The following is a 21,363-nucleotide window of genomic DNA, read 5'->3' as shown; positions in this document are numbered from 1 at the left end:
TTTTTTGGCGCGGTCGCAGGTGCAAGGTTGGGGAAGAAGCAAGGGAAGCCTGGGAGGATGATCGCGTCCGTCTCCCGGCTTCCCGTCCCTCGCTCCTTGTCCTGACTCCCCCCATCGGGGGGGCGGGGGGGAGCACCTGCGGCCGCGCCTTATTGCTGCTTTGGCCGCCCCGGCTGCAGCGGGTTAGGGAAAAAATGCCTAATTTTGCGCGCTCTTAACCCCCTCGCAGCATGTTGACGGTAAATGATTTAACGGTACAGTTTGGTAAGCGGATCCTCTTCAATGAGGTCAATCTGCGCTTTACCCACGGAAATTGCTACGGCATCATTGGTGCCAACGGTGCCGGCAAATCCACTTTCCTCAAAGTCATTTCCGGCGATCTGGACCCTACCCGGGGCAGCGTCAGCCTGGAGCCCGGCAACCGGATGGCGGTGTTGAGCCAAAACCACTTTGGCTTTGAGGAGCATACCGTACTGGACACGGTGAAGATGGGCTACGAGCGGCTCTACGCCATCGAGCAGGAAAAGAACGCCATCTACTCCAACCCCGATGCGACGGATGCCGACGGTATGCGCGCCGCCGACCTGGAAAACCAGTACGGCGAAATGGGCGGCTGGACGGCCGACTCCGACGCCGCCGAATTGCTCTCTAACATGGGCATCCAGGAGGACCTGCACTACAAGGCCATGGCTGAATTGAGCGGGCCGGAAAAGGTGAAAGTCTTGCTGGCCCAGGCCCTCTTCGGTAACCCCGATATTCTGCTGCTGGATGAGCCGACCAACGACCTGGATGCGCCCACCGTTCACTGGTTAGCCGACTTTTTGGCCGACTTCCCCAATACCATCATCATCGTCAGCCACGACCGCTACTTCCTGGACATGGTCTGTACCCACATCGTGGATATTGACCGGCAGCAGGCCCACATCTATACCGGCAACTACAGTTTCTGGTACGAGTCCAGCCAGTTGGCCCTCATCCAACAGGCCAACAAAAACAAGAAAATGGAGCAAAAGCGGGCAGAGATGATGGAATTCATCCAGCGCTTTTCCGCCAACGCCTCCAAGTCCAAACAGGCTACCAGCCGCAAGAAAGCCCTGGAAAAGCTCAACATCGAAGAGATCAAGCCCAGCTCCCGCAAGTACCCCTTCATTGCCTTCCAGCCCGAGCGGGAACCCGGAGACCAGATTCTGAAGGTAAGCAACCTGAGCAAAAAATCGCCCGATGGCACTCTGCTCTTCAGCAACATTTCCTTTACCGTCAACGGTGGGGAAAAGATTGCGCTGCTGGCCCAGGAAGCGACGGCCCTGACCGCATTTTACGAAATCCTCGCCGGCTTGCTGCCCGCTGACTCGGGCACCATTGAGTGGGGCCAAACCATCACTACCCAGCACCTGCCCAACGAAAACGCGGAGTACTTCCAAAAGAGCAACGGTCTTGACCTGGTGGAATGGCTGCGGCAGTATTCCATCAACAAAGACGAGCAGTTTATCCGGGGCTTCCTGGGGCGGATGCTCTTCACCGGGGAGGAAGTGCACAAAGATTCCAGCGTGCTTTCCGGTGGCGAAAAAGTGCGTTGTATGTTGAGTAAAATGATGCTCAACTCCCCCAATTTTCTGTTGCTGGATGAGCCCACCAACCACCTGGATCTGGAGGCCATTACCGCACTGAACAACGCTTTGGTAGAATTCAAAGGCAACTTCATTCTGAGCAGTCACGACCACAAACTCGTGGAAACCTCCACCAACCGCATCATCGAGATTGCGCCCGGAGGAATGATTGATAGCCTGTTGAACTACGATGATTACCTGACCTCAAAAGACATTGAGGCCCGTAAACTGGCCCTGTACGGAGCAGCGGTTTAAAGCGGTACAATAAAATCTTGCTTGGCTCCCTTCGATTATTTTGTGGTTATTGATTGGAGTGCACGAGCGGTGCCCAGTCCGGCCCGGCCAACGGCCAACGCCATATGGCTCGCCGAAGGGGCCGCAACGGGGGCTGTCCAGCTACACTACTTCCCAACCCGGGCCGCTACGACGGATTATTTGGCGGGCCGTCTGCGGGTACTCGTTGGGGAAGGCCAAAGAATACTGGTGGGTTGGGATTTTGCCTTTGGGTACCCCGAAGGTCTGGCCTCCGCCCTCGGCCTCGTTGACACGCCGGCGTGGTTGGCCGTGTGGCGGGAGATTGCCGCCAGGGTAGAGGATGGGCCTGACAACCAAAACAACCGCTTTGCCGTGGGGGCCGCACTCAACCGCCGGATTGGGGCCGCGGCGGGTCCATTCTGGGGAACTCCCGCCGCCAGCGCCAGTGCTTTTCTGAAAATGAAAAAAGATTTCGAGTACCCCGTTCAGGTTTCCGGCGGCATTGCCCTGCCTGAACGTCGGCGCGTAGAACGGCGCAGCCCGGGCATGCAAGCGCCCTGGAAGCTGGCCTACGCCGGTAGTGTAGGAGGGCAAAGTTTGCTGGGTATTCGCCGGCTTCTGGACCTGGCTTTTACTGATGCGGACCTGCGGGCGGTGAGCCAGGTGTGGCCGTTTACTACGGCTTTTACCCGCCACCTTCCGGAGCGGGGAGGCTTAGTTTTACACGCGGAGATTTACCCCAGTTTGTTGCCCCGCCCCCGCAGGGATGAGATTGCCGACCGGGAGCAGGTGCTTACTTACCTGGCCTGGTTGCGGGGGCAGCAAGCCGCCCAAACCCTGGCGCACTGGCTGGCGGGACCCACTGACCTTTGCGAAAACGAAAGACAGTCGGTACTCGACCACGAAGGTTGGGTGCTGGGCGTTGCCTGAGCGTGAGCAATGCTTCCCAACAATCAACTACCGCCGGGAAAGTGTCAATGTCTATCTTTGTGCCCGCAAAACCCCAGGCAAGCATGACCGAGAGGAAAATCAAATCGGCAATAGTGTCCGTGTACCACAAGGATGGCCTAGGACCCATCATTGACGCGCTACACCGTTTGGGGGCAACCCTTTACAGTACGGGAGGCACCGAAACCTTCATCCGCGAGCGGGGCATTGAGGTGATCCCCGTCGAAGAACTTACGGGTTACCCTTCTATTCTGGACGGTCGTGTAAAAACGCTGCACCCCAAAGTCCACGGCGGCATCCTGGCCCGCCGGGAGCCCGACCACCTCGGCCAGCTCAACCAGTACGAGATTCCCGAAATCGACCTCGTTATCGTGGATCTCTACCCCTTTGAAGAGACGGTGGCCAATACGGAGGAAGAGGAACTGATCATTGAAAAAATCGACATCGGAGGGATTGCCCTGATCCGCGCCGCCGCGAAAAACTACCGCGACGTCGTCATCGTCCCCAGCCGCGACGACTACGCCACGCTCCAGAAAATCCTTGACACCAACGACGGGGTTACCACCCTGGAGGACCGACGGGATCTGGCAAGGCGCGCCTTTGCCGTCAGCAGCCACTACGACACGGCGATTTTCAGCTACTTTAACGAAGACGGGGGCATGGACGCACTCAAACTCAGCGAAACCCGGGCTACGGAACTGCGCTACGGGGAAAACCCTCACCAGAAAGCCTCTTTCTACGGTCGGCTCGAGGGTATGTTCACCAAACTGAATGGCAAAGAGCTGAGCTACAATAACCTGGTAGACATTGACGCAGCGGTGGGCATTATGGGAGAGTTTAAGGACGGCAAACCCGCCTTTGTCATCCTTAAGCACACCAATGCCTGTGGTGTAGCGGTACGGCCCACGCAGTTGGAAGCGTGGAAAGCTGCGCTTGCTGCCGATACCGTCTCTGCCTTCGGAGGAATTTTGATTACCAATCGCCAGGTAGAGCTCAGCACGGCCCAGGAAATTGATAAACTCTTTTACGAAGTACTCCTGGCACCCGATTTTACCGATTCGGCACTGGAACTGCTCAGCAAAAAGAAGGGTAGGGTATTGTTGCAGTACCACCACCTCACCCAGCAGAGCAGGAGCGTGAAGACCTTATTAAATGGTTACGTGGCCCAGGATACGGACTTCAGTACGGAAACGCCTGCGGACTTCACCACCGTTACGGAGCGCAGCCCGACGGCCGAAGAGGTGGCCGACCTGGTCTTTGCCAACAAGTGTGCCAAGCACCTCAAGTCGAACACCATCGCACTGGTCAAAGACAACCAGATGATTGCCATGGGCTGCGGGCAAACCAGCCGGGTGGACGCCCTCAAGCAGGCCATTGTAAAGGCCAAAGCCTTTGGGTTCGCCACGGCGGGCTCCGTGATGGCTTCCGATGCCTTTTTCCCATTCAGCGACTGTATTGAGCTGGCCCACGAGGCGGGCGTAACGGCAGTTGTACAGCCAGGAGGCTCCATTCGGGACGAAGACTCCATCGCCGCATGTAATGCCCGCGGGATGGCCATGGTCACCACGGGCGTTCGGCATTTTAAACATTAATCCAAATTTTAACGCGTGCTTAAGAACCGCTGGCCCCCGGCTTAGCGTCTTACCTGCGACTCTAATTGATGGCTACCAAGACCATGTTCAGCCACCTCGCCATTGACATCGGAAATTCCGGAGCGAAAGCGGCCGTGTTCCGGGGCGAGGCCATGATCGGGCCGGTCCAACGCTTTACCCACACTGAGTGGGAGGTGGCCGACCGGATGGTAACCAACCATGGGGTGAAAAAAATCATCTATTCCACGGTGGCAAACGTGCCTCCATCCCAGTGGATAGATAAATGGGAAAAAGACGATTGTCTCGTTTTGGCACTCAGTCCGGCGCTGCCTCTGCCCTTCGCAACGGAATACGCTACGCGCTCAACACTGGGCCAGGATCGTATTGCGGTGGTGGCGGGAAGCCTGGCTCTTTCACCTTCCACCGCACCTGCGGCCGCGCCCAAACTGATTGTCGACGCGGGCACCTGCGTGACTTATGATCTGGTCACTGCCGCCGGCGTCCACCTGGGCGGTAACATCGGCCCGGGCCTGCGCATGCGCCTGCGGGCAATGCACGAGTTCACGGCGCGCCTGCCCCTGGTGGAATCCGCTCCGGAACTCCCGGATGCCGTAGGGCGCAGTACGGTAGAAGCACTGCAGCACGGTGGGCAAATGGGACTGGTGTACGAGACGGAAGGAATGTTTCACCGCCTGGTGGAAGACTTCCCCGGGCTCGAACTCCTGCTCACCGGAGGCGACGCCGAATGGCTGGCCGGCCAATTATCCATTCCCTGTTCCCTTCACCCCAACCTGGTCTTGTTCGGCCTCCATCAAATACTGTCTTATTATGTTGAAAACGAATTGTAAACCAAGTCTGCTCGCGTTGTTCCTGCTGCTACTCGGAGTGGGAGCTGCCCTGAAGGCCCAAAACCTGGCCTCAGACTTCGTTGACATTCAGCCGAAGTTGAACAGTCCACTGAGCCGCTTTGGCCTCGGCAATCCCCTCGATCAAATCCACGCCGCCGCAGCCGGCATGGGTGCGCTGGAAACCACCTACCAAAACCCCTGGCACCTGAACATCCAGAACCCCGCCAGCCTCGCCAGTTTGCAAACGACCAGTTTTGAGGTGGGCATTTACGCCCGTAATGCTGCTTTGAGCGACCGCACCACTACGGCCAATACCTGGCAGGGCAACCTCAATTACCTCGCCCTCGGCTTCCCCTTGCGCAACCCCATCAACCTCAGCCTCGACCGGATCCAGAACACCTGGAACGCCGGGATGGCCTTTTCCCTGGCCCCAACCACGCAGGTAGGCTACGACCTGCTGGTGGGGGATACGGACCCCGACTTTGGTGCTACCTCCAACATTTTGAAGGGTAATGGTGGGGCCTACCGCTTTACCTGGTCTACGGCTTTCCGCTACCGCGCCCTTTCGCTGGGATTAAATGCGAATTACAACTTCGGAAAAATCACGAACAGCCGCATCGTGTCTTTTGACGATATTACGGAGTCCCTGGCGACGGAATTTCTGGAAGAGTACTCCATTAATGGCTTCAACGTAGGCTACGGATTGCAGTACGTTCACAACTTCACCAAACCCAACGAGGAAGGGGAAAAAATACCCACCGGCAAGCGGGTCATCTTCGGGCTCAACGGTCAGATTGGTCGCGACATCCGCACGGAGTCCAGCTTTCTGTTCCGCCGTTTCAGCCCCAATGGTCAACTCTTTGTCTCCGATACCCTGCGCTCGGAAGCGGGGCAGCGCGGCACCCTCAGTTTGCCCGCCTCCTATTCAGCGGGTATTGCCTTTGAGGACATCAACCGCCTCTTCGTTGGGGTGGAATACGGCCGCCGTCTTTTTGGCAATTACCGCAATGACGCCCAGCCGGATGTGTTGGCCGACGCCAACCGCTTTGCTTTTGGCCTGCAATACATCCCCGACGCGGGATCCTACAACCAGGCCTGGAAAAGGGTCCGTTACCGGGCCGGACTGCGCCTGGAAGGGGATGGACGGCTGGTAGATGGGGTACAGGCACGGCGCAATGCCGTGACGCTGGGAGCCGGGTTTCCGCTCCGTTTACCCCGCCAACAGGTTTCTTTCCTTGATCTTGCCGTAGAAATTGGTAAGTTTGGGGTTCCGGATATCCTTGACGAAAACTATGTTCAATTCACCGCGGGTTTTTCCCTCAACGACAACTCGTGGTTCTTCAAACGTAAACTCAATTAAACCAACATGCAAACCATCATTCGCTCCATTGCCCTGGTGCTGGTCTTTTGCGTCGCCGCAGCAACGCTTCCTGCCCAGTGCGACAACTGGGTAAATTCCCCGAAGAAGGAAGAAGCCGAGAATGCCCACGTGGCGTACCGCAACTTTGTTAAGAACTATACGGACTTCACGGAAATGCCCGCCGAAGAGTTCGAGACCGCGTTTAAAAACTGGAAGATCGCCTACGACATCGCTCCGGCGGCCGACGGGCAGCGCCCTTTCCACTACCGCGACGGACGGATGTTTTACCGCGCCCTGGCCGCCAAAGCCACCGATGAAGCGGTAAAGGCCGAGCACTACGCCAAGCTCCTCGCCTTCTACGACGAAGAGCTGAAGTGCTACCCCGATGCCAAAGCTTACCTGTTGGGCCGCAAGGGCTACGACCAGTTCTACCTGACCGGTTACAGCATGGACGCGCTCAAGACGCTGGAGCAGGCCATGGCCGCCGGCGGAAACGCTACGGAGTACATCGTACTGCCCCCACTGGGTCAGTTGCTGAACTACTACTTTAAGACGGAACAAATCGACAATGCCCGCGTGCGCGACCTTTACGAGAAAGGAATCGCTATTGCCGATCACAACATCGAGAAGAACGGCACGTACGCACAATACTATAAGGATGCGCGTGCCAACCTGGAGGCCAGCGTACTGGAGTACGAAGACCAGATCTTTGACTGTGCCTACTTCAAAGAAACCCTCATGCCCAAGTTTGAGGAAAACAAGGAAGACCTCGAGGTGCTGAAATTCATTGTGGCCAAACTCAAGGCCCAGGGCTGCCCCGAGACCGACGAAGCCGTGGTGAAAGTTCAGGCCCAGTACGACGCGGTGTACGCCGTCAAAGCCGCCGAATACGAGGCCGAGCGACGTCGCCTGAACCCTGCCTACGACGCGAGTCTGTTGGTGGAAGAAGAAGACTTCGACGGTGCCGTACGCCGCTACCAGGAAGCCATCGACTCGGCCGAAGACAACGAGAAAAAATCGCAGTACTACTACCAGATGGCCTCCATCCAGTCTGGCAAACTCCGGCAGTACGGCGTGGCGCGCCAGAACGCTAACAAGGCCGCATCCCTCAACCCCAACTGGGGCAAGCCTTATATGCTGATCGGCGACATCTACGCCCGCCTGGGCAGCAGCTGTGGAGACTCTTACCAGCAGCGCCTCGCCGTACTGGCTGCCATCGATAAGTACCGCCAGGCCAAAAGCATCGACGCCGAAGTGGCTGACGACGCCAACAAGCGCATCAGCAACTACAGCGGTTCCATGCCCATCCGTAGTGAGTCCTTCAGCCGGGGACACAACGAAGGCGACCGCATCGAAGTAGGTTGCGGCATCGGGGAAACCGTCGTGCTCCGCTTCTAATTTTACCGCGCCAAGCAGCGGCTCGGGAGGCTCGTCCACTAGTAAGGGCGGGCCTCCCGTCTTTTTAGTAACCCGGTGTGCCGTCTCTAATAAACGGGCGCGGCCGCAGGTGCTGGGCGACCAACAAGGAGCCAGGAGTGTTAAAATCGCCCTTCCGGAGAGGAAATTTTCATAAAGTTGACCCGGAGCTTTGCTCAAATAGAATCTCTTAGTAGCTTTACGCGGTAAAAGAGACCTACATCTACCCCGGTATCCGGTGGTAGAAGACGAATAACCATAATTATGCCTCTTAAGGCGACCTTCATTTTCATCTTTTAAATCGTAATCTTATGAAGCAAGCAAGACAATTGCTTATGTTGGCGATCTGCTGCCTTGGCAGTTTTGCGCTGGCAGCCCAAACCTTCGCTGGTTCCGGCGCAGGTTCAGCCATCCCCCCGACGGGAACCGGTGGCGCTCCTTTCACCCCTACGGTTATTACCTTTAACGTTACCGCTTCCGGTGTTATCGGCCAATCCCGTACGCTCCAGTCTCTGAACATCGACCTTAACCACACCTGGGTAAGCGATTTGTACATTGACCTCACCTCTCCTGATGGCAAGACCCTGCAAATCATGCGGGGCGAAGGCGGTTCTACGGATAACCTCCGTAACATCGTTTTCACTGACGGCGCTGCTAACAGCATTGAAGGTGCAGTTGGTCCTTTCGCCAACACCTCTTTCCGCGCGGAAAGTGGCTACCTCAACGCTGCTTTCGGTGGTTCCAACATCAACGGTACCTGGCGTATGCGCATCTACGACACCGCTGGCGGTGACTCTGGCACGATGCTCTCCAGCTCACTGGTGTTCACGCCATTCAACTCTGCTGTATTCGTTCCTACGGAAGAAGTAAACCTGGCCGGTATCCGGACGATCAACCTGACGCTGAACGACGAGTGCGGTGGTCTGGTAATCCCCGAAATGGTACTGACTGGTGACTTTGACGCTGATGACAACGGTTTCTCCGTTCCATCCAGCGCTTTTGACGTTGTAGTAATGGACAGCGACCCCTCTAACGGTCCTATCGTTGATGAGTGTGGTACCTTCCAGTACCGCGTAACCGTTAACAACAGCACTTTTGAGGCTCCTACCTTCGGCTTTACGGAAGATTTCGCCATCGGCGGTCCCAACGTCAGCATTGAGGTCGGTGAGGAAGTTCAACTTACTACTTCTACCGAAGAGATCAGCATCATTTCTAACGTTGCCGTTGACAACCCCGTTGCCTTCACTCCCGTTGACGACGCACTGGTGGAAATCACTTTCCCCGAAGATGGTTTCGTTAGCTTCATGATTGAAGGACAGCGCGAAGAAGCTGGTGCTTTCCTCGACGTCATCATCGTTGACTTTGAAGGTACCCTGATCTTCGAGCCTTCTTTCTCTGACCCCGTCAACGGTGACCCCAACGGTGCTACGCCTTTCTCTGCCCGTTTCACCGAGCTCCCCGTTGCCCCAGGTAACGTACTGACCATCCTGCTGGATGGTGATGACGAGCAGTCTACCCCCGCTAACAGCGACCCAGACTCAGAAATCTCTATCACCGACTTCGTATTCTTCCCCGCTCAGCTGGATGGCTACCGCGTTGGCAACTTCGTTACCACTTGGGGTACCGTTAACGCCGAGGATAAGACTTCTCCCGCCGTTGCTCAGGAAATCGAAGACGTCAACCTGCTTTGCGTTGACATCGACAACAACACCCTGACCACGCTGCCTACTTCCGTAAGCAAGTGTTACCGTGTTTTTGCCAGCAACGGTGCTACCGTTGTGGTAAACGGTGTATCTACGATGGCTCCCCAGCTGCGGGCCCGCCTGCTGGCTGGTGGTCTTACCCCCCTCGTTCCCCTGTTCACCGACGCTTGTTCTCAGGAACTCCGCGTTTGTGTTAACGACGTACTTACCTACGATGCTCAGGATCCCCTGTGTGAGGACGTAGTCCTGACCCGTACCTTCACGGCTACGGAAATCCGCAGCGCTTCTTGCCAGCCCGCCGCTGGTGAAGGCAACGCTCCTACCACTTCTTCTTACCAGATCATCTTCCGTCGTCCTACCCTGGATAACCTGGACGGTTCTGCCATCGAAGACGTAGTATACTACGAGCAGTGTGGTACTGCCAACCCAACCCGTGCCAACTACCCCGCTCCCCGGGTAATGACCCCCACTTTCCGTGGTGACTTCCCCGTACTGAACATCGACGGCCGCATCTTCGGTCTCCGCTCTGGCGAAGCCATCTGCAACATTGGTGTTACTTACGCTGACGGTGACCCCATCGTTACTTGCCCCTTCACTTACAAGTTCGTACGTACCTACACCGTCATCGACTGGTGTGAGCCTAGCGTAGTTCGTACCTTCACCCAGGTGGTGAAAGTGGGTGACACGACTGCTCCAGTATTCACTGGCCCAACGCAGGACCGTAACTTCGACGGCATCGCTGACGAAGACCTGGTATACTCTACCAACGCTGGCAACGTATGTGCAGCTTTCATCCGCCTCGACGCCGCTGGTGTCCGCGCGGTAGACAACTGCTCTGGCACTAACGTAACGATCACGGCCAACATCTACCCCGGTGCCAACCTGAACGCTACGCCGATCGGCTCTTTCGTGGTTAACCCCAACAACGCTACCCCCGAAATCACCAGCGCCATCCCCGTAGGTACGCACCTGCTGCGCTACACCTACACTGACCAGTGTGGCAACACCGGTTTCTCTGACTACATCTTCACCGTTGAAGACCGCACCGCTCCCGTTGCGATCTGCGAAGACGGCCTGAACATCGGTATCTCTTCCGGTTCTTCTTCTACGACCGGCCTTTCTACTGGCTTCGCCGTACTGACCCCTGCTAACATCGACAACGGTTCTTACGACGACTGCTCCGGTGTAACCCTGTCTATCGCCCGCGTTAACGCTGCCAACATCGCCCTCGAAGTATACGACCAGGAACTGATCCTGACCTGTGCTGACCTCGGCACGGTACGCGTAGGTCTTCGCGTAGAGGACGCCGCCGGTAACGTAAACTTCTGCTGGTTGGACGTACTGGTTGAGGACAAGAACGCACCCGTATGTATTCCCCCCAGCCCCGTAACCCTGAGCTGCATCGAGTACAATGCATCACTGCCTGCTGACATCACCGAAACGACCATCGAAGAGCGCAACGCCGTGTTCGGTGCTGCCGCTGGTGTTGACAACTGTGAAGTTGAAATCACGGAAACGATCACTGGCAGCGTCAACAGCTGTGGCGTAGGTAGCTTCACGCGTACCTTCCGTGCCACCGACGGCCAGGGCCTGACCAACGTACAGGTTTGCCAGCAGCGGATCACCGTTTACGGTATCCACGACTACCGGATCACCTTCCCAACGGACGAAGAGGGCATCTGTGCCACTGTTCCTGACTACGACGGTATCGTAGCCGAAGAACTGGCCTGTGACCTGATCACGATCACCAGCCACATCGACACGCTGCGCACCATTGCCGCCGGTGAAGAGTGCTTCAAGCTGCGCATCACTTACGACGTTGTTAACTGGTGTGAGTACAACACGCTGGGCCAGCCCTACCTGATCCCACGGGACGGCGACGGCATCCGCAACCCCGAGACGCAACTGCTCTACCTGAACGTGATCCCCCGTGTAACGACGACCCTGAACGACGACTTCGCGTTCCTGAGCCGCTTCACCGACCGCGTTTACAACCCAACCGCTCCTCAGTTCGACCGTACGCTTGACGACGGCAACGACAACGACGGTACCGATGACGACAACGGTGCTGACAACAACGACACCGACGTTTACGCTACTGACGACAGCCGCGGTGCTTTCCGCTACATCCAGTTCGTAAAAATCTACGACGAGGTGGCTCCGGTCATCGAGGCGGACGAGCCCGAAGAATGCTTCGGTGGTACGAGCGTAACTTGCACGGCTGACCTGACGCTGACCTTCACGGCAGTAGACGAGTGCTCTGATGTAGCCATCACGCTGCAACTGGACGCTAACTACGACGTAGCCCAAGGTTTCCGTCCTGACAACGCTGCTGCACTTGGTGTAGGCATCACGCTGACCAACAACGGCGACGGTAGCTACTCTATCCGCGCTACGAACGTACCCGTAGGCGAGCACGCTATCCGCATCCGTGCGGCTGACGGTTGTGGCAACTTCGACGTGGAGATCCTCGAGTTCTGTGTAACTCCCGACAAAGCTCCTACCCCCATCTGTATCCAAACGCTGACCGTAACGCTGATGCCTAACGGCCAAGGCGGTGGTATGGCTGCCATCTGGGCTACGGACTTCATCGCCAGCGATGTATTCGATTGCTTCGGTAACCTGATCGACAAGTACAGCATCTACACGGAAGAAGAAGCTGGTGTTGCTGGTTTCGCTCCCGTAGCTGGCCGCCTGGGCATCGACCTGGACTGCGACGTAGTAAACCAGGACGTACCCGTCCGCGTCTACGCTATTGCTGACAACGGCAGTGCTGACTACTGTTCCGTAATCGTACAGGTTCAGGCCTTCCAGGAAGGTGTTTGTGGTGACGGCGGTCCTAACCTGACCGGTGCCATCGCTACCCGTACCAACCGTGCCATGGAAAATGTTGAAGTAACCATCACTGGTTCTAACGACATGGACCAGACGGTTCTCACCAACGCTGCTGGCCAGTTCAGCTTCACCAACCTCGCTGCAGGTGGTGACTACACCGTACAGCCTGACTACCGCGTAGGTGTAAACGTACAGGAAGTTAAGACCTCTGACATCGTCAAGATCGCGAAAGTGATCCTGGGTTCTGAGGACTTCGACTCTCCCTACGACTACCTCGCTGCTGACGCTGACCAGAACCGCAGCCTGAACGTACTTGACCTCGTTGCTATCCAGCGCGTAATCCTGGGCCTCGACGCCAACTTCGCTACCGGCGAAAGCTGGGGCTTCGTACCCGCTGATGTCAACGTAAGCAACCCTTACGCTTCTACCTTCCCCGGTGTATACAACGTTAACGACCTGGCTGGCAACATCCTCGACGCTGACTTCGTAGCCTTCGCATACGGTGATGTAGTAGGTGACGGCCGTTCTACTGCTGCCATCAACGCTGCTGACGCTAAGTTGGAAGCTGGTCAGACCCACACCATCGTAATCAGCGGTGCTGATCTCGCTGGCTTCCAGGGTACGATCGAACTGGCCGCTGGTCTGGAACTGGTTGCTGCCAGCTACGAAGGCGAAGGTGCCATCAACCTGAACCGCGCTGGTGACGGTATGATCGCTGTAGCCCTCCGTGGTGACGCTGTCCTTTCTCTGGAAGTACTGGCTACCGAAGCTGGCACGCTCAGCAACCTGGTAAGCCTGACGGATGCCATGACGGTTCGTGAAGGTGTAAGCCTGAACGGTGCCGGTGGTGCCCTGACGCTGAACTTCTCTGGTGTTGCTGCTGCTGAGCTGGTAAACAGCCTCGAGCAGAACGCTCCTAACCCCGTCGCCGAAGTAACCACCATCGGTTACACCCTGGCTGCTGCTGGCAAAGTCACCCTGAGCGTTCAGGATGTACAGGGCCGCACGGTTATGGTACGCGAACTGGAAGGTGCTGCTGGCCGCAACGTCATCACCCTCAACGTGAACGAACTGGGTGCCGCTAGCGGTGTACTCAGCTACACGCTGACGGCTGAGAACTTCTCCGCTACCAAGAAGATGGTTGTTGTGCGCTAAGCATAGCTGATCCTTCAGTCTACCCTCCGGGGTAATGCAAGGCGGCCCCGTCGGAGAAATCCGGCGGGGCCGCTTTCGTTTTTTGTGGGCCGCCAAATTGTTGTAGCTTGCGTACTGACACGTGCCAGGGCTGAACCCAGCGCTTTGCTGCCCGCCCCGTTCGGAAGGAGAATTTAATTTTCTCCCCTCGTGCGCGCTAATCTGACCTGGACTGCGGGGAAAAACGTCTGATCTGACTTAAACTTTATTAATTTGGCCCGCCGGAGTAATGCCGCGATAAACTATGTGGAAGAATCTTAAATCTTACTTCATCATCGAGGAAGAAGGTGCTAACCAGCCTGCCGCCCCCGATCTCGCCAAACCAGGTCCTTCCCCCAAGTTGCCTGCGGGGGTAAAGAAAAACGCGGAAGCCATCCGCGTGGAGCAGGGAAAGCAGGGGGAAGGCACCACTGCCGGAGCGGTAAACGATCGGTTTGTGCAAGTCTTGATGGAGGCCATGGAGGGCGTGAACCTGCCCGGCTTCGATTACCTGGAGTACAAAAAATCGCTACAGAACCTGAAGAAGATGAACTTCAACGATGATGTACTCTACCGTACCGCGTACGCCGCAGCCCAAAGTATGGGGGTGACTTCGCAGGATCTGGTCGCTTCCGCCCAGCATTATTTGGGTGCTCTGGGCAAAGAAGAAGCCAAGTTTGGTCAGGCACTGAAGGGACAGGAATCGCAACAGATCCAGGACAAGGAGACTCGCCTCAAATCGTTGGGAGCCACCATCCAGCAGCACCAGGCCCAGATCAAAGCTTTGCAGGAGCAAATTCAGAAAGTGGAAGCTGAGCAGAAGGAGTTGCAAGACGCCATCCTGGCCAACGCAGATAAGCTGGCCAAAACCAAGGCCGACTTTGAGTACACCTACACGCTGATTGCCGGAGGAATTAAAAAAGACATCGAAAAGATGCAGGAATACCTCAAATAGTCGAAGTTTTCCTCGCACTGGTCGAGGGCGAAAAACTTCTGGACCCGCCAGACATTTTGAAAGGGAACGGCGCGTTGATTATCTTTGACCGCCGCCATGTAAATACTGCAAGCGAAAAAAATTATGGAAGCACCACAAATGAAACAAAAGTCCTTCTGGCAAAGACCGGAAGGCATCACCGGCCTCCTCTTTCTCGTGGCCATCCTGGGAGCGGTTGGCTTCCTGGCCGCCGCGTTGCCCTGGGGAACCATCCTGGCCAATACGCTCTACATGGCGGGGGTGATTGCCGTGCTGGGTGTTCTGGTGTACATGGTGCTGGATCCCAAGATGCGCAACCTCATCTTTTATATGTATAAAAGCGTGATGCGCAGCATCACTGGGATGTTTGTTCAGATTGACCCCATTGGGATTCTGAAGACCTACGTGGAGGAGTTGCACAACAACCTCCGCAAGATGAACAAGCAGATTTCTCAACTGCGGGCCCAGATGCATAAGCTCAAAGAACTGATCGTGAACAACGAACGGGAGATCAAGAGCAACCTCCAGCTGGCGGGCAAAGCCAAGGAGACCGACAAGCGCAACGTAATGATTCTGAAGAGCCGCCGTGCCGGCCGCTTGAAGGACAGTAACATCCGCCTGGAGACCTTGTACAAGAAAATGGAAGTCCTCTACCGGGTGCTTACCAAAATGTACGAGAACAGCCAGATCCTGGCCGAAGACATTGACGATCAGGTCAAGGTCAAAGAGCAGGAGCGTAAAGCCATCCACGCCAGCCACGGCGCGATGAAGTCGGCCATGTCCGTCATCAACGGAGATCCAGACCAGCGCGCTATGTTCGATATGGCCATGGAGAACATCACGGAGGACGTGGCGAGCAAGGTGGGAGAAATGGAGCGCTTCATGGAAATGTCGGCCAACTTTATGGACTCCGTAGACCTGCAAAACGGCGTCTTCGAAGAAGAAGGCATGCAGATGCTTGAGCAGTGGGAGAAAGAATCCACCAGCTTGCTGTTGGGCGAAGAGAAATCTCAGCTGCTCCTGCAAGCCGAGAATGACTCGGATGTGCTGGACCTGGATGCTCCCGTGCCCGAACGGGCCCGGCAGACGGGCAGCAAGAACCAGTACGACTCCTTCTTCGAGTAAGCGTACCAACGCAGCGTGCGGTTGGTAGTTCCGTGTGCCTCGTCATCCGGTGTAGGTAAACCCTCCTCACGAAGGGGGGGCCCGGGCTGGAAAACGGAAGTGCAGAAAAGTTCCCCAGCCGTCTCAGGTGGGGCCTAAACGTACCTTTGCCCCATGCGCCGTCTGCCCCTGATCAGTTACGCCATCATTGCCTACATGCTGCTGGCCTTCGCCTGGTGGTCGGTACTGCTGTTGCGTAAAACGAAGGAAGCCCACGTGGCGCAGGTCAATGAACTGGCCTACCGGTTGGCGGTCCAACGGCAAATCAACGCGCCGGCGGACTTCCGGGAGACGGAGCAGTACGCCCAGCTCACCGCAGACTTTAAGCGGCAGCAACTCATGATCATGGGGGAAGCCCTGTTGCTGGTGTTCAGCTTGGCCGGGGGCTTGTTTTTGCTTTACCGCAACTTGAACAAAGAGATCAGTGCTGCCGAACAGCAACGGAACTTCCTGTTGAGCATCACGCACGAACTCAAATCTCCGCTCTCGGGCATACGCCTGATTTTGGAAACCTTCCAGAAGCGGCGGGAGCTCCAGCCGGAAATCCAGCAAAAGCTGAGCACCAATGCGCTGGCGGAGACCGACCGGCTAACCGCCCTCGTCAATGACCTACTCTTAAGTGCCAAACTGGAGAACGTTTACTACCAGATCAACGCTGAAGACATTGATCTGGGCGGACTCATCCAGGACGCCGTAGACCAGGTAGCGATGAAGTACAAGAATGCGAACATCCACGTGGACATTGAGCCGGACGTCGGGCTGGTGGTGGGGGATCGCCTGGGTCTCACCAGCGTAGCGGTCAATCTGCTCGAAAATGCGGCCAAGTACAGTCAGCCTGAGCCCGTAATCCATACCTCTCTCCAACGCGGCGGCAGCAAGGAACTGGTATGGGAGGTAGCCGACAACGGCATGGGCATCCCCGACCGGGAAAAAAAGCGGGTGTTTACCAAGTTTTACCGGGTGGGCAACGAAGATACCCGCACGACGAAGGGGACGGGCCTCGGTCTCTTCATCGTTAAGGAACTGGTGACTAAGCACGGCGGACAACTGGAGTTGCTGGACAATTTGCCTAAGGGCACCCGCTTCCGGATCTACCTCCCCACCAAGTAAGGACCTAAGTGGGTGGCCGGAGGAGCGTCCCTTCTGACCAACTTCGCGCTTAAAGTCTTTTCTTTGCACCTGCGTAAGCGCCCAAGCAAAAACCGCCCAAAAATATACCATGCAGACTACCCCCCTGACCGAAACCCACCGCGCCCTGGGTGCCAAACTCGTTGATTTTGCCGGCTTTGAAATGCCGCTGACCTACTCTGGCCTGAAGGAGGAGCACGCGGCGGTGCGCAATGGCGTGGGCATGTTTGACGTGTCGCACATGGGCGAATTCATCGTCCGGGGGCCTGGCGCGCGCGACCTGGTGCAGTACGTGACGAGCAACGACGTGGACCGCCTGGCGGAGGGACAAGCCCAGTACAGCTGCCTGCCCCGGCCGGCCGGCGGGATCGTCGATGACCTCCTCGTGTACCGCCTGCCCGCCAACCCGGCCATGGGCGCGGGCGATGGCCACCCATCCTACCTGCTGGTGGTGAACGCGGGAAACATCCGTAAAGACTGGGATTGGATAAGCGCCCACAACCGCTTCGGGGCGGAAATGATCGACATCTCGTCCACCACCGCACTTTTGGCCGTGCAGGGACCTAAGGCAACGGACGTGCTGCAAAAACTAACCACGCAAAAGCTGGCCGATATTCCGTACTACCACTTCGTGCGGGGGGATTTTGCGGGGCTCGATAACGTCATTCTTTCCGCTACGGGCTACACGGGAGCGGGGGGCTTTGAGCTGTATTTTGACGCCAAAGACGCTGAGGCGGTGTGGAATGCGATCATGGCCGCCGGTCAGGACGCCGGAATTTTGCCCTGTGGGCTGGGAGCCCGCGATACACTGCGCCTGGAAAAGGGATTTTGCCTGTACGGCAACGACATCAACGACGAAACGACGCCGCTGGAGGCCGGGCTGGGTTGGATTACTAAACTGGCGGCGGGCGACTTTCTCGGCCGCGACCACCTGCTGGCCCAAAAGGAAGCGGGCTTAGCGCGGCGACTGGTCGGCTTCACAGTCGATGGACGGCGGGCGCCCCGGCAAGGCCACCCGCTGACGGACGAAGACGGTAACGTGATTGGTGAAGTGACCAGCGGAACCCATTCCCCGACCCTCGATCTGCCCATCGGCCTGGGCTACGTCAAAAGTGGCTTTCACCAGCCCGGAACGCGCATTCAGATTGACCTGGGCCGCAAATTTGCTGAGGCGACGGTGGTGAAGATCCCGTTCCTGTAGCGGAAAGGTTGAGAGAAAGTTGGGCCGGCAAGACCTATTTGCCAACGCTTTGGGAGAAGGTTCTAGCTACCGCATCCTTGTTTTCAGCTGTTCGCGCACCCGTTCCAACATTTTCATCTTCTCTTTCTTGTTCAGCCATTCCACTTTCCGTTTTGATGGGTCGCTAGAGGACGGACTGTTTCTTATGGCCCAGTATTTTTCTAGGGCGTTGAGTTGATCCTGAAAGGCGGATGAGCTATCAATTATTTTGATCGCTTCTATGGCTTCTTTGGCCACGACTTCAATGTCCTTCTTAGCGACCGTCAGGAGTTTGGGGAGTAACGCTTTAGCCCTCAGCTTAGTAAGCGCCCGGATGGCTCCGATTCTTTCCTTATAAAATCCGTGGTCTAAAGTGAAGGATAGCAATTCCACGTTTCCTTCCTCGATCCAACGATTGATAGTGGCTACATCAACTTTCTTCCACTTCAGGTAGACGATAATTTTTGTGAGCCAATTCATTGGTTTTGGATTTTTGCTATGAATATCCTGCGCTAATCCCCCCCGAACGCCCAGTGTCCGTTTGCTTTGTTTTTGGCGTCGGTGACGTCTTCCCAGCGTACGAGTTCGTGGTAGCGACCGTGTTCCCAGTTGTCTAGTTCGAAGTCGTAGTAGATGCTGGCGGGGTCGCCGGAGGCTCCTCCTGGCAGGGCTCCCCAGGCGCGGGGGCGGGGGCCGAGCTCCACGACCATTCGCCAGCTGGCACCGTTGCCGCCGTTGAGGGCGCGGGGGCTGTGGCGGCCGCCGCCGGTGGTGATGAGGCCGGAACCGAAGCCGGGAATGGCCCCGAGGTGACGTACGTAGGAAGCGCGGGTTTCAGCCCAGGTGGCGGGCAGTTCGCCGCCCAGGGATTCCAGAATTTCATCGAAGGCCCGCTGGGTGAGGGTTGCGCCGGTTTCGACGAAATTGTCGCTGGCCTGAACGTCGAAGATGGGATGATCGGGCTGGGTACGAAGCAAAGCATTCCATTTCCAGAGTTCGGGGGTGACGTAGCCGGAATCCTGGGGGATCTCGTCGAAAGTCAGGTCGTATACTTTGGTACGCCAGGCCTCGAACAGCGTAGGGGCGCGGCTATTGCCTTCGTAGTGGTAGTCCCATTCGGAGATGACGCGCAGCAGGGCCTGGCCTTCGGGGGTGAGGGATTTGCGGTTGATGCGGGCGATGAGGATGGGGGTAAGTTCTTCGGCCAGCAGGGAGTAGCTGCTCAGTTGCAGTTCCTTCATCGTGCGCTGGTTGAAGATGGGCTCGTCGCTGAGTCTTCGGTTGATGTAACGGCCACGGTATTCATCAAAATTTCCCGTGTAGGGGTAAGGGTAGTAGGGGCCGGTAGTCACCTGATTGGCCGAAGAGACGAAGCCGCGGGTGGGGTTGCGGTGTACGGGGCGCTCCTCGAAGGGGATATAGCCCCGCCAGTTGTTGGCCCGGGTGTCTCCGGCAGCGGGGGTGGTGCCGTTGCCCGTTCCGCGCAGAGGGAAAAAGCCATTGGGGCGGATGGCAATGTCACCATCCTTGGCGGCGAAGAGGAAATTCTGGGCGGGGTCTACGTAACCCCGCAGCGCCTGCTCGTAGTCGCCGTAGTTGGTGGCCCGCATCAGGCCCAGAAAGGTTCCCACGATGGTGTGGGGGCGCTGCCCCGCCCCGGGCGCGTCCTGGGCCAGGTAGCGCATGGCGTGGTCGGCGTAGGGGCCTTCCGTATAAGGCACCGGCCCGAAAATGGTGTAGGGGGTGACGATGACCTCAGCGGCCTGCCCCTTCACCCGCAGCGTATCGCGGACGAGCGTGGCGGGAGTCGGTGCCCCGTCCAGCAGATAGTGGGTGCGGGAAGAGTCCGTCCAGGTGATCTTGAACCAGTCGGTCACGTCGTGGCCAACGTTGGTTTCGCCGTAGGCGACGTGGTCGTTGAAGCCAATCATGATGCCGGGGGCACCGGGGAGGCCGACGCCGCGGGCGTTTACGCCGGGCAGGTGAATCTGGACTTCACACCAGATGCTGGGCAGGGTAAGGTTAAGGTGGGGGTCGCTGGCCAGCAGGGGGTAGCCCGTGTTGGAATGCTCGCTGCTCACCGCCCAGTTGTTGGAGCCGTTGCTTGGGTGAGGGGGGAGAAGGGTGTAGGGCAGGGCCTCGGGCACCGCGTGTGGGTCGGTCAGCGTATTCAGTTGGGGGGAGCCTGCGTGGTAGGCGGAGCGGCTGGTAGTAGTGGGCGCGGCCGCAGGTGCGGGGGAAGGCTGGCCAGCAAAGTCCCGCTGCGGAAGTGTGGGGCCGGGGGCGCTGGCATCGCCAACCTCAGGAATGGGCAGCACGGGCAGTGTGGGAACGGCCGAGGGTCTCGCTCCGCTGGCGTCGGGGACGATCGGGCTGGCGCCGGGGAAGCGCTCGGGGAACAGCTCTGCGTAGCGTTCCGCCCCCAGGCGCTCGCGGGTTTTTACGGTTTTGGCATCGACGTTGTAGCCGCTCAGGGATTGGGACATGCCCTTCATCAGCAGGGCGGTACGGTAGGGGCTCCAGTGCAGCGGCTGGTGGCCGAGAAGTTTGTACTCTACGGGGTAATCCCTGGGTTGGAGTTGATCGATCCAGGCATTGATACCTGCGGCGTAGGCTTCCAGGTAGCGGTAATCGTCGGGGAAATGGACGCGCATGGTATCAATTTCCCGCTGGGCGGCGGAGCGGAAACCACGGCGGACTTGGTCGCGGTCGCGCTCCAGGGTGCGCTGGCCGAGGACCTCGCTCAGGGTGCCTTCGGTTGCACGGGTGGAAATATCCATCTGCCAGAGGCGGTCGGCGGCGTGGCTGTAGCCTTGGAGGAAGCAGGCGTTCTCCAGGGTTGGGGCGAAAATGTGGGGGACGCCGCGGTCGTCAAAGAAGATGTCGCCAGCGGCCAGCGGGTGTGCGCTGGCGATGCTGCGTTGCCCACGGCGGAGGGAAAGGGCGGGCTGCGTATTGCGCCAGAAACCGGTGGCAGGGTTGAAAAATTCCCCCAGTGCCGGCACGGGTAAGCCCCCAAGCCCGGGGTAGCTGCCGATCAAAAGCCAGGCTCCCAGAAGGAAGGAAGCAAGGAGGAGTTGGTAATACTTCATAGCGCGGGATTGGGAAGACAAAACGGACGGCGGCGGTGGCGACGAGCGAA

The 21,363-nt window shown here is 57.6% G+C and carries 13 protein-coding genes; 11 read left to right on the top strand and 2 right to left on the bottom strand.

The window, feature by feature from the left end:
- The first annotated feature begins 230 nt into the window (after window positions 1–230).
- The 11 genes from H9S92_RS06525 to gcvT all read left to right on the top strand — a co-directional run bounded on the left by H9S92_RS06525 (window position 231) and on the right by gcvT (window position 18,203).
- Window positions 231–1,862, top strand: a complete 1,632-nt coding sequence (locus H9S92_RS06525; RefSeq protein WP_187465907.1) for an ABC-F family ATP-binding cassette domain-containing protein — start codon at window positions 231–233, stop codon at window positions 1,860–1,862.
- 21 nt (window positions 1,863–1,883) lie between these two features.
- On the top strand, window positions 1,884–2,792 hold the full coding sequence (locus H9S92_RS06520; protein WP_187465906.1) for a hypothetical protein: 909 nt from the start codon (window positions 1,884–1,886) through the stop codon (window positions 2,790–2,792).
- Between the two features lie 83 nt (window positions 2,793–2,875).
- A complete protein-coding gene (gene purH, locus H9S92_RS06515) occupies window positions 2,876–4,402 on the top strand; it encodes a bifunctional phosphoribosylaminoimidazolecarboxamide formyltransferase/IMP cyclohydrolase (RefSeq protein ID WP_187465905.1) in 1,527 nt (508 codons plus the stop codon).
- A gap of 68 nt (window positions 4,403–4,470) precedes the next feature.
- On the top strand, window positions 4,471–5,250 hold the full coding sequence (locus tag H9S92_RS06510) for a type III pantothenate kinase (RefSeq protein ID WP_187465904.1): 780 nt from the start codon (window positions 4,471–4,473) through the stop codon (window positions 5,248–5,250).
- A gap of 16 nt (window positions 5,251–5,266) precedes the next feature.
- Entirely contained in the window at window positions 5,267–6,610 is a 1,344-nt protein-coding gene (locus H9S92_RS06505; protein ID WP_187465903.1) for a hypothetical protein, read from the top strand.
- Between the two features lie 6 nt (window positions 6,611–6,616).
- Window positions 6,617–8,008, top strand: a complete 1,392-nt coding sequence (locus H9S92_RS06500) for a tetratricopeptide repeat protein (RefSeq protein ID WP_187465902.1) — start codon at window positions 6,617–6,619, stop codon at window positions 8,006–8,008.
- A 329-nt stretch (window positions 8,009–8,337) separates the two neighbouring features.
- The gene (locus H9S92_RS06495) at window positions 8,338–13,719 is read left to right on the top strand and encodes a proprotein convertase P-domain-containing protein (protein ID WP_187465901.1); all 5,382 of its coding nucleotides are present in this window, start codon (window positions 8,338–8,340) and stop codon (window positions 13,717–13,719) included.
- Window positions 13,720–14,002: 283 nt separating this feature from the next.
- The gene (locus H9S92_RS06490; RefSeq protein ID WP_187465900.1) at window positions 14,003–14,692 is read left to right on the top strand and encodes a hypothetical protein; all 690 of its coding nucleotides are present in this window, start codon (window positions 14,003–14,005) and stop codon (window positions 14,690–14,692) included.
- A gap of 138 nt (window positions 14,693–14,830) precedes the next feature.
- Window positions 14,831–15,835: a hypothetical protein gene (locus H9S92_RS06485; protein WP_320055156.1), complete on the top strand. Its 1,005-nt coding sequence runs from the start codon at window positions 14,831–14,833 to the stop codon at window positions 15,833–15,835.
- 153 nt (window positions 15,836–15,988) lie between these two features.
- Window positions 15,989–16,984 carry a sensor histidine kinase gene (locus tag H9S92_RS06480; RefSeq protein ID WP_187465898.1) on the top strand — a complete coding sequence of 332 codons (996 nt, stop codon included), beginning with the start codon at window positions 15,989–15,991 and terminating at the stop codon, window positions 16,982–16,984.
- Between the two features lie 109 nt (window positions 16,985–17,093).
- Window positions 17,094–18,203, top strand: a complete 1,110-nt coding sequence (gene gcvT, locus H9S92_RS06475) for a glycine cleavage system aminomethyltransferase GcvT (protein WP_187465897.1) — start codon at window positions 17,094–17,096, stop codon at window positions 18,201–18,203.
- Between the two features lie 66 nt (window positions 18,204–18,269).
- On the opposite strand, the gene H9S92_RS06470 is transcribed toward gcvT, so the two are convergent.
- Window positions 18,270–18,701 (bottom strand): HEAT repeat domain-containing protein, encoded by a 432-nt coding sequence (locus H9S92_RS06470; protein WP_187465896.1) that lies wholly within the window; start codon window positions 18,699–18,701, stop codon window positions 18,270–18,272.
- Between the two features lie 32 nt (window positions 18,702–18,733).
- Window positions 18,734–21,313, bottom strand: a complete 2,580-nt coding sequence (locus H9S92_RS06465; RefSeq protein WP_187465895.1) for a penicillin acylase family protein — start codon at window positions 21,311–21,313, stop codon at window positions 18,734–18,736.
- Window positions 21,314–21,363 lie beyond the last annotated feature (50 nt).

This window comes from Neolewinella lacunae, assembly GCF_014349155.1.
Taxonomy (GTDB): Bacteria; Bacteroidota; Bacteroidia; order Chitinophagales; family Saprospiraceae; genus Neolewinella; species Neolewinella lacunae.
Note: the sequence above shows the minus strand (reverse complement) of the source record. Positions and strands in the feature narration are given on the sequence as shown.

Coding starts and splice junctions, on each gene's coding strand:
- H9S92_RS06525 (WP_187465907.1), top strand. CDS start 231: ATGTTGACGGTAAATGATTTAACGGTACAGTTTGGTAAGCGGATCCTC.
- purH (WP_187465905.1), top strand. CDS start 2,876: ATGACCGAGAGGAAAATCAAATCGGCAATAGTGTCCGTGTACCACAAG.
- H9S92_RS06510 (WP_187465904.1), top strand. CDS start 4,471: ATGGCTACCAAGACCATGTTCAGCCACCTCGCCATTGACATCGGAAAT.
- H9S92_RS06500 (WP_187465902.1), top strand. CDS start 6,617: ATGCAAACCATCATTCGCTCCATTGCCCTGGTGCTGGTCTTTTGCGTC.
- H9S92_RS06495 (WP_187465901.1), top strand. CDS start 8,338: ATGAAGCAAGCAAGACAATTGCTTATGTTGGCGATCTGCTGCCTTGGC.
- H9S92_RS06490 (WP_187465900.1), top strand. CDS start 14,003: ATGTGGAAGAATCTTAAATCTTACTTCATCATCGAGGAAGAAGGTGCT.
- H9S92_RS06485 (WP_320055156.1), top strand. CDS start 14,831: ATGAAACAAAAGTCCTTCTGGCAAAGACCGGAAGGCATCACCGGCCTC.
- H9S92_RS06480 (WP_187465898.1), top strand. CDS start 15,989: ATGCGCCGTCTGCCCCTGATCAGTTACGCCATCATTGCCTACATGCTG.
- gcvT (WP_187465897.1), top strand. CDS start 17,094: ATGCAGACTACCCCCCTGACCGAAACCCACCGCGCCCTGGGTGCCAAA.
- H9S92_RS06470 (WP_187465896.1), bottom strand. CDS start 18,701: ATGAATTGGCTCACAAAAATTATCGTCTACCTGAAGTGGAAGAAAGTT.
- H9S92_RS06465 (WP_187465895.1), bottom strand. CDS start 21,313: ATGAAGTATTACCAACTCCTCCTTGCTTCCTTCCTTCTGGGAGCCTGG.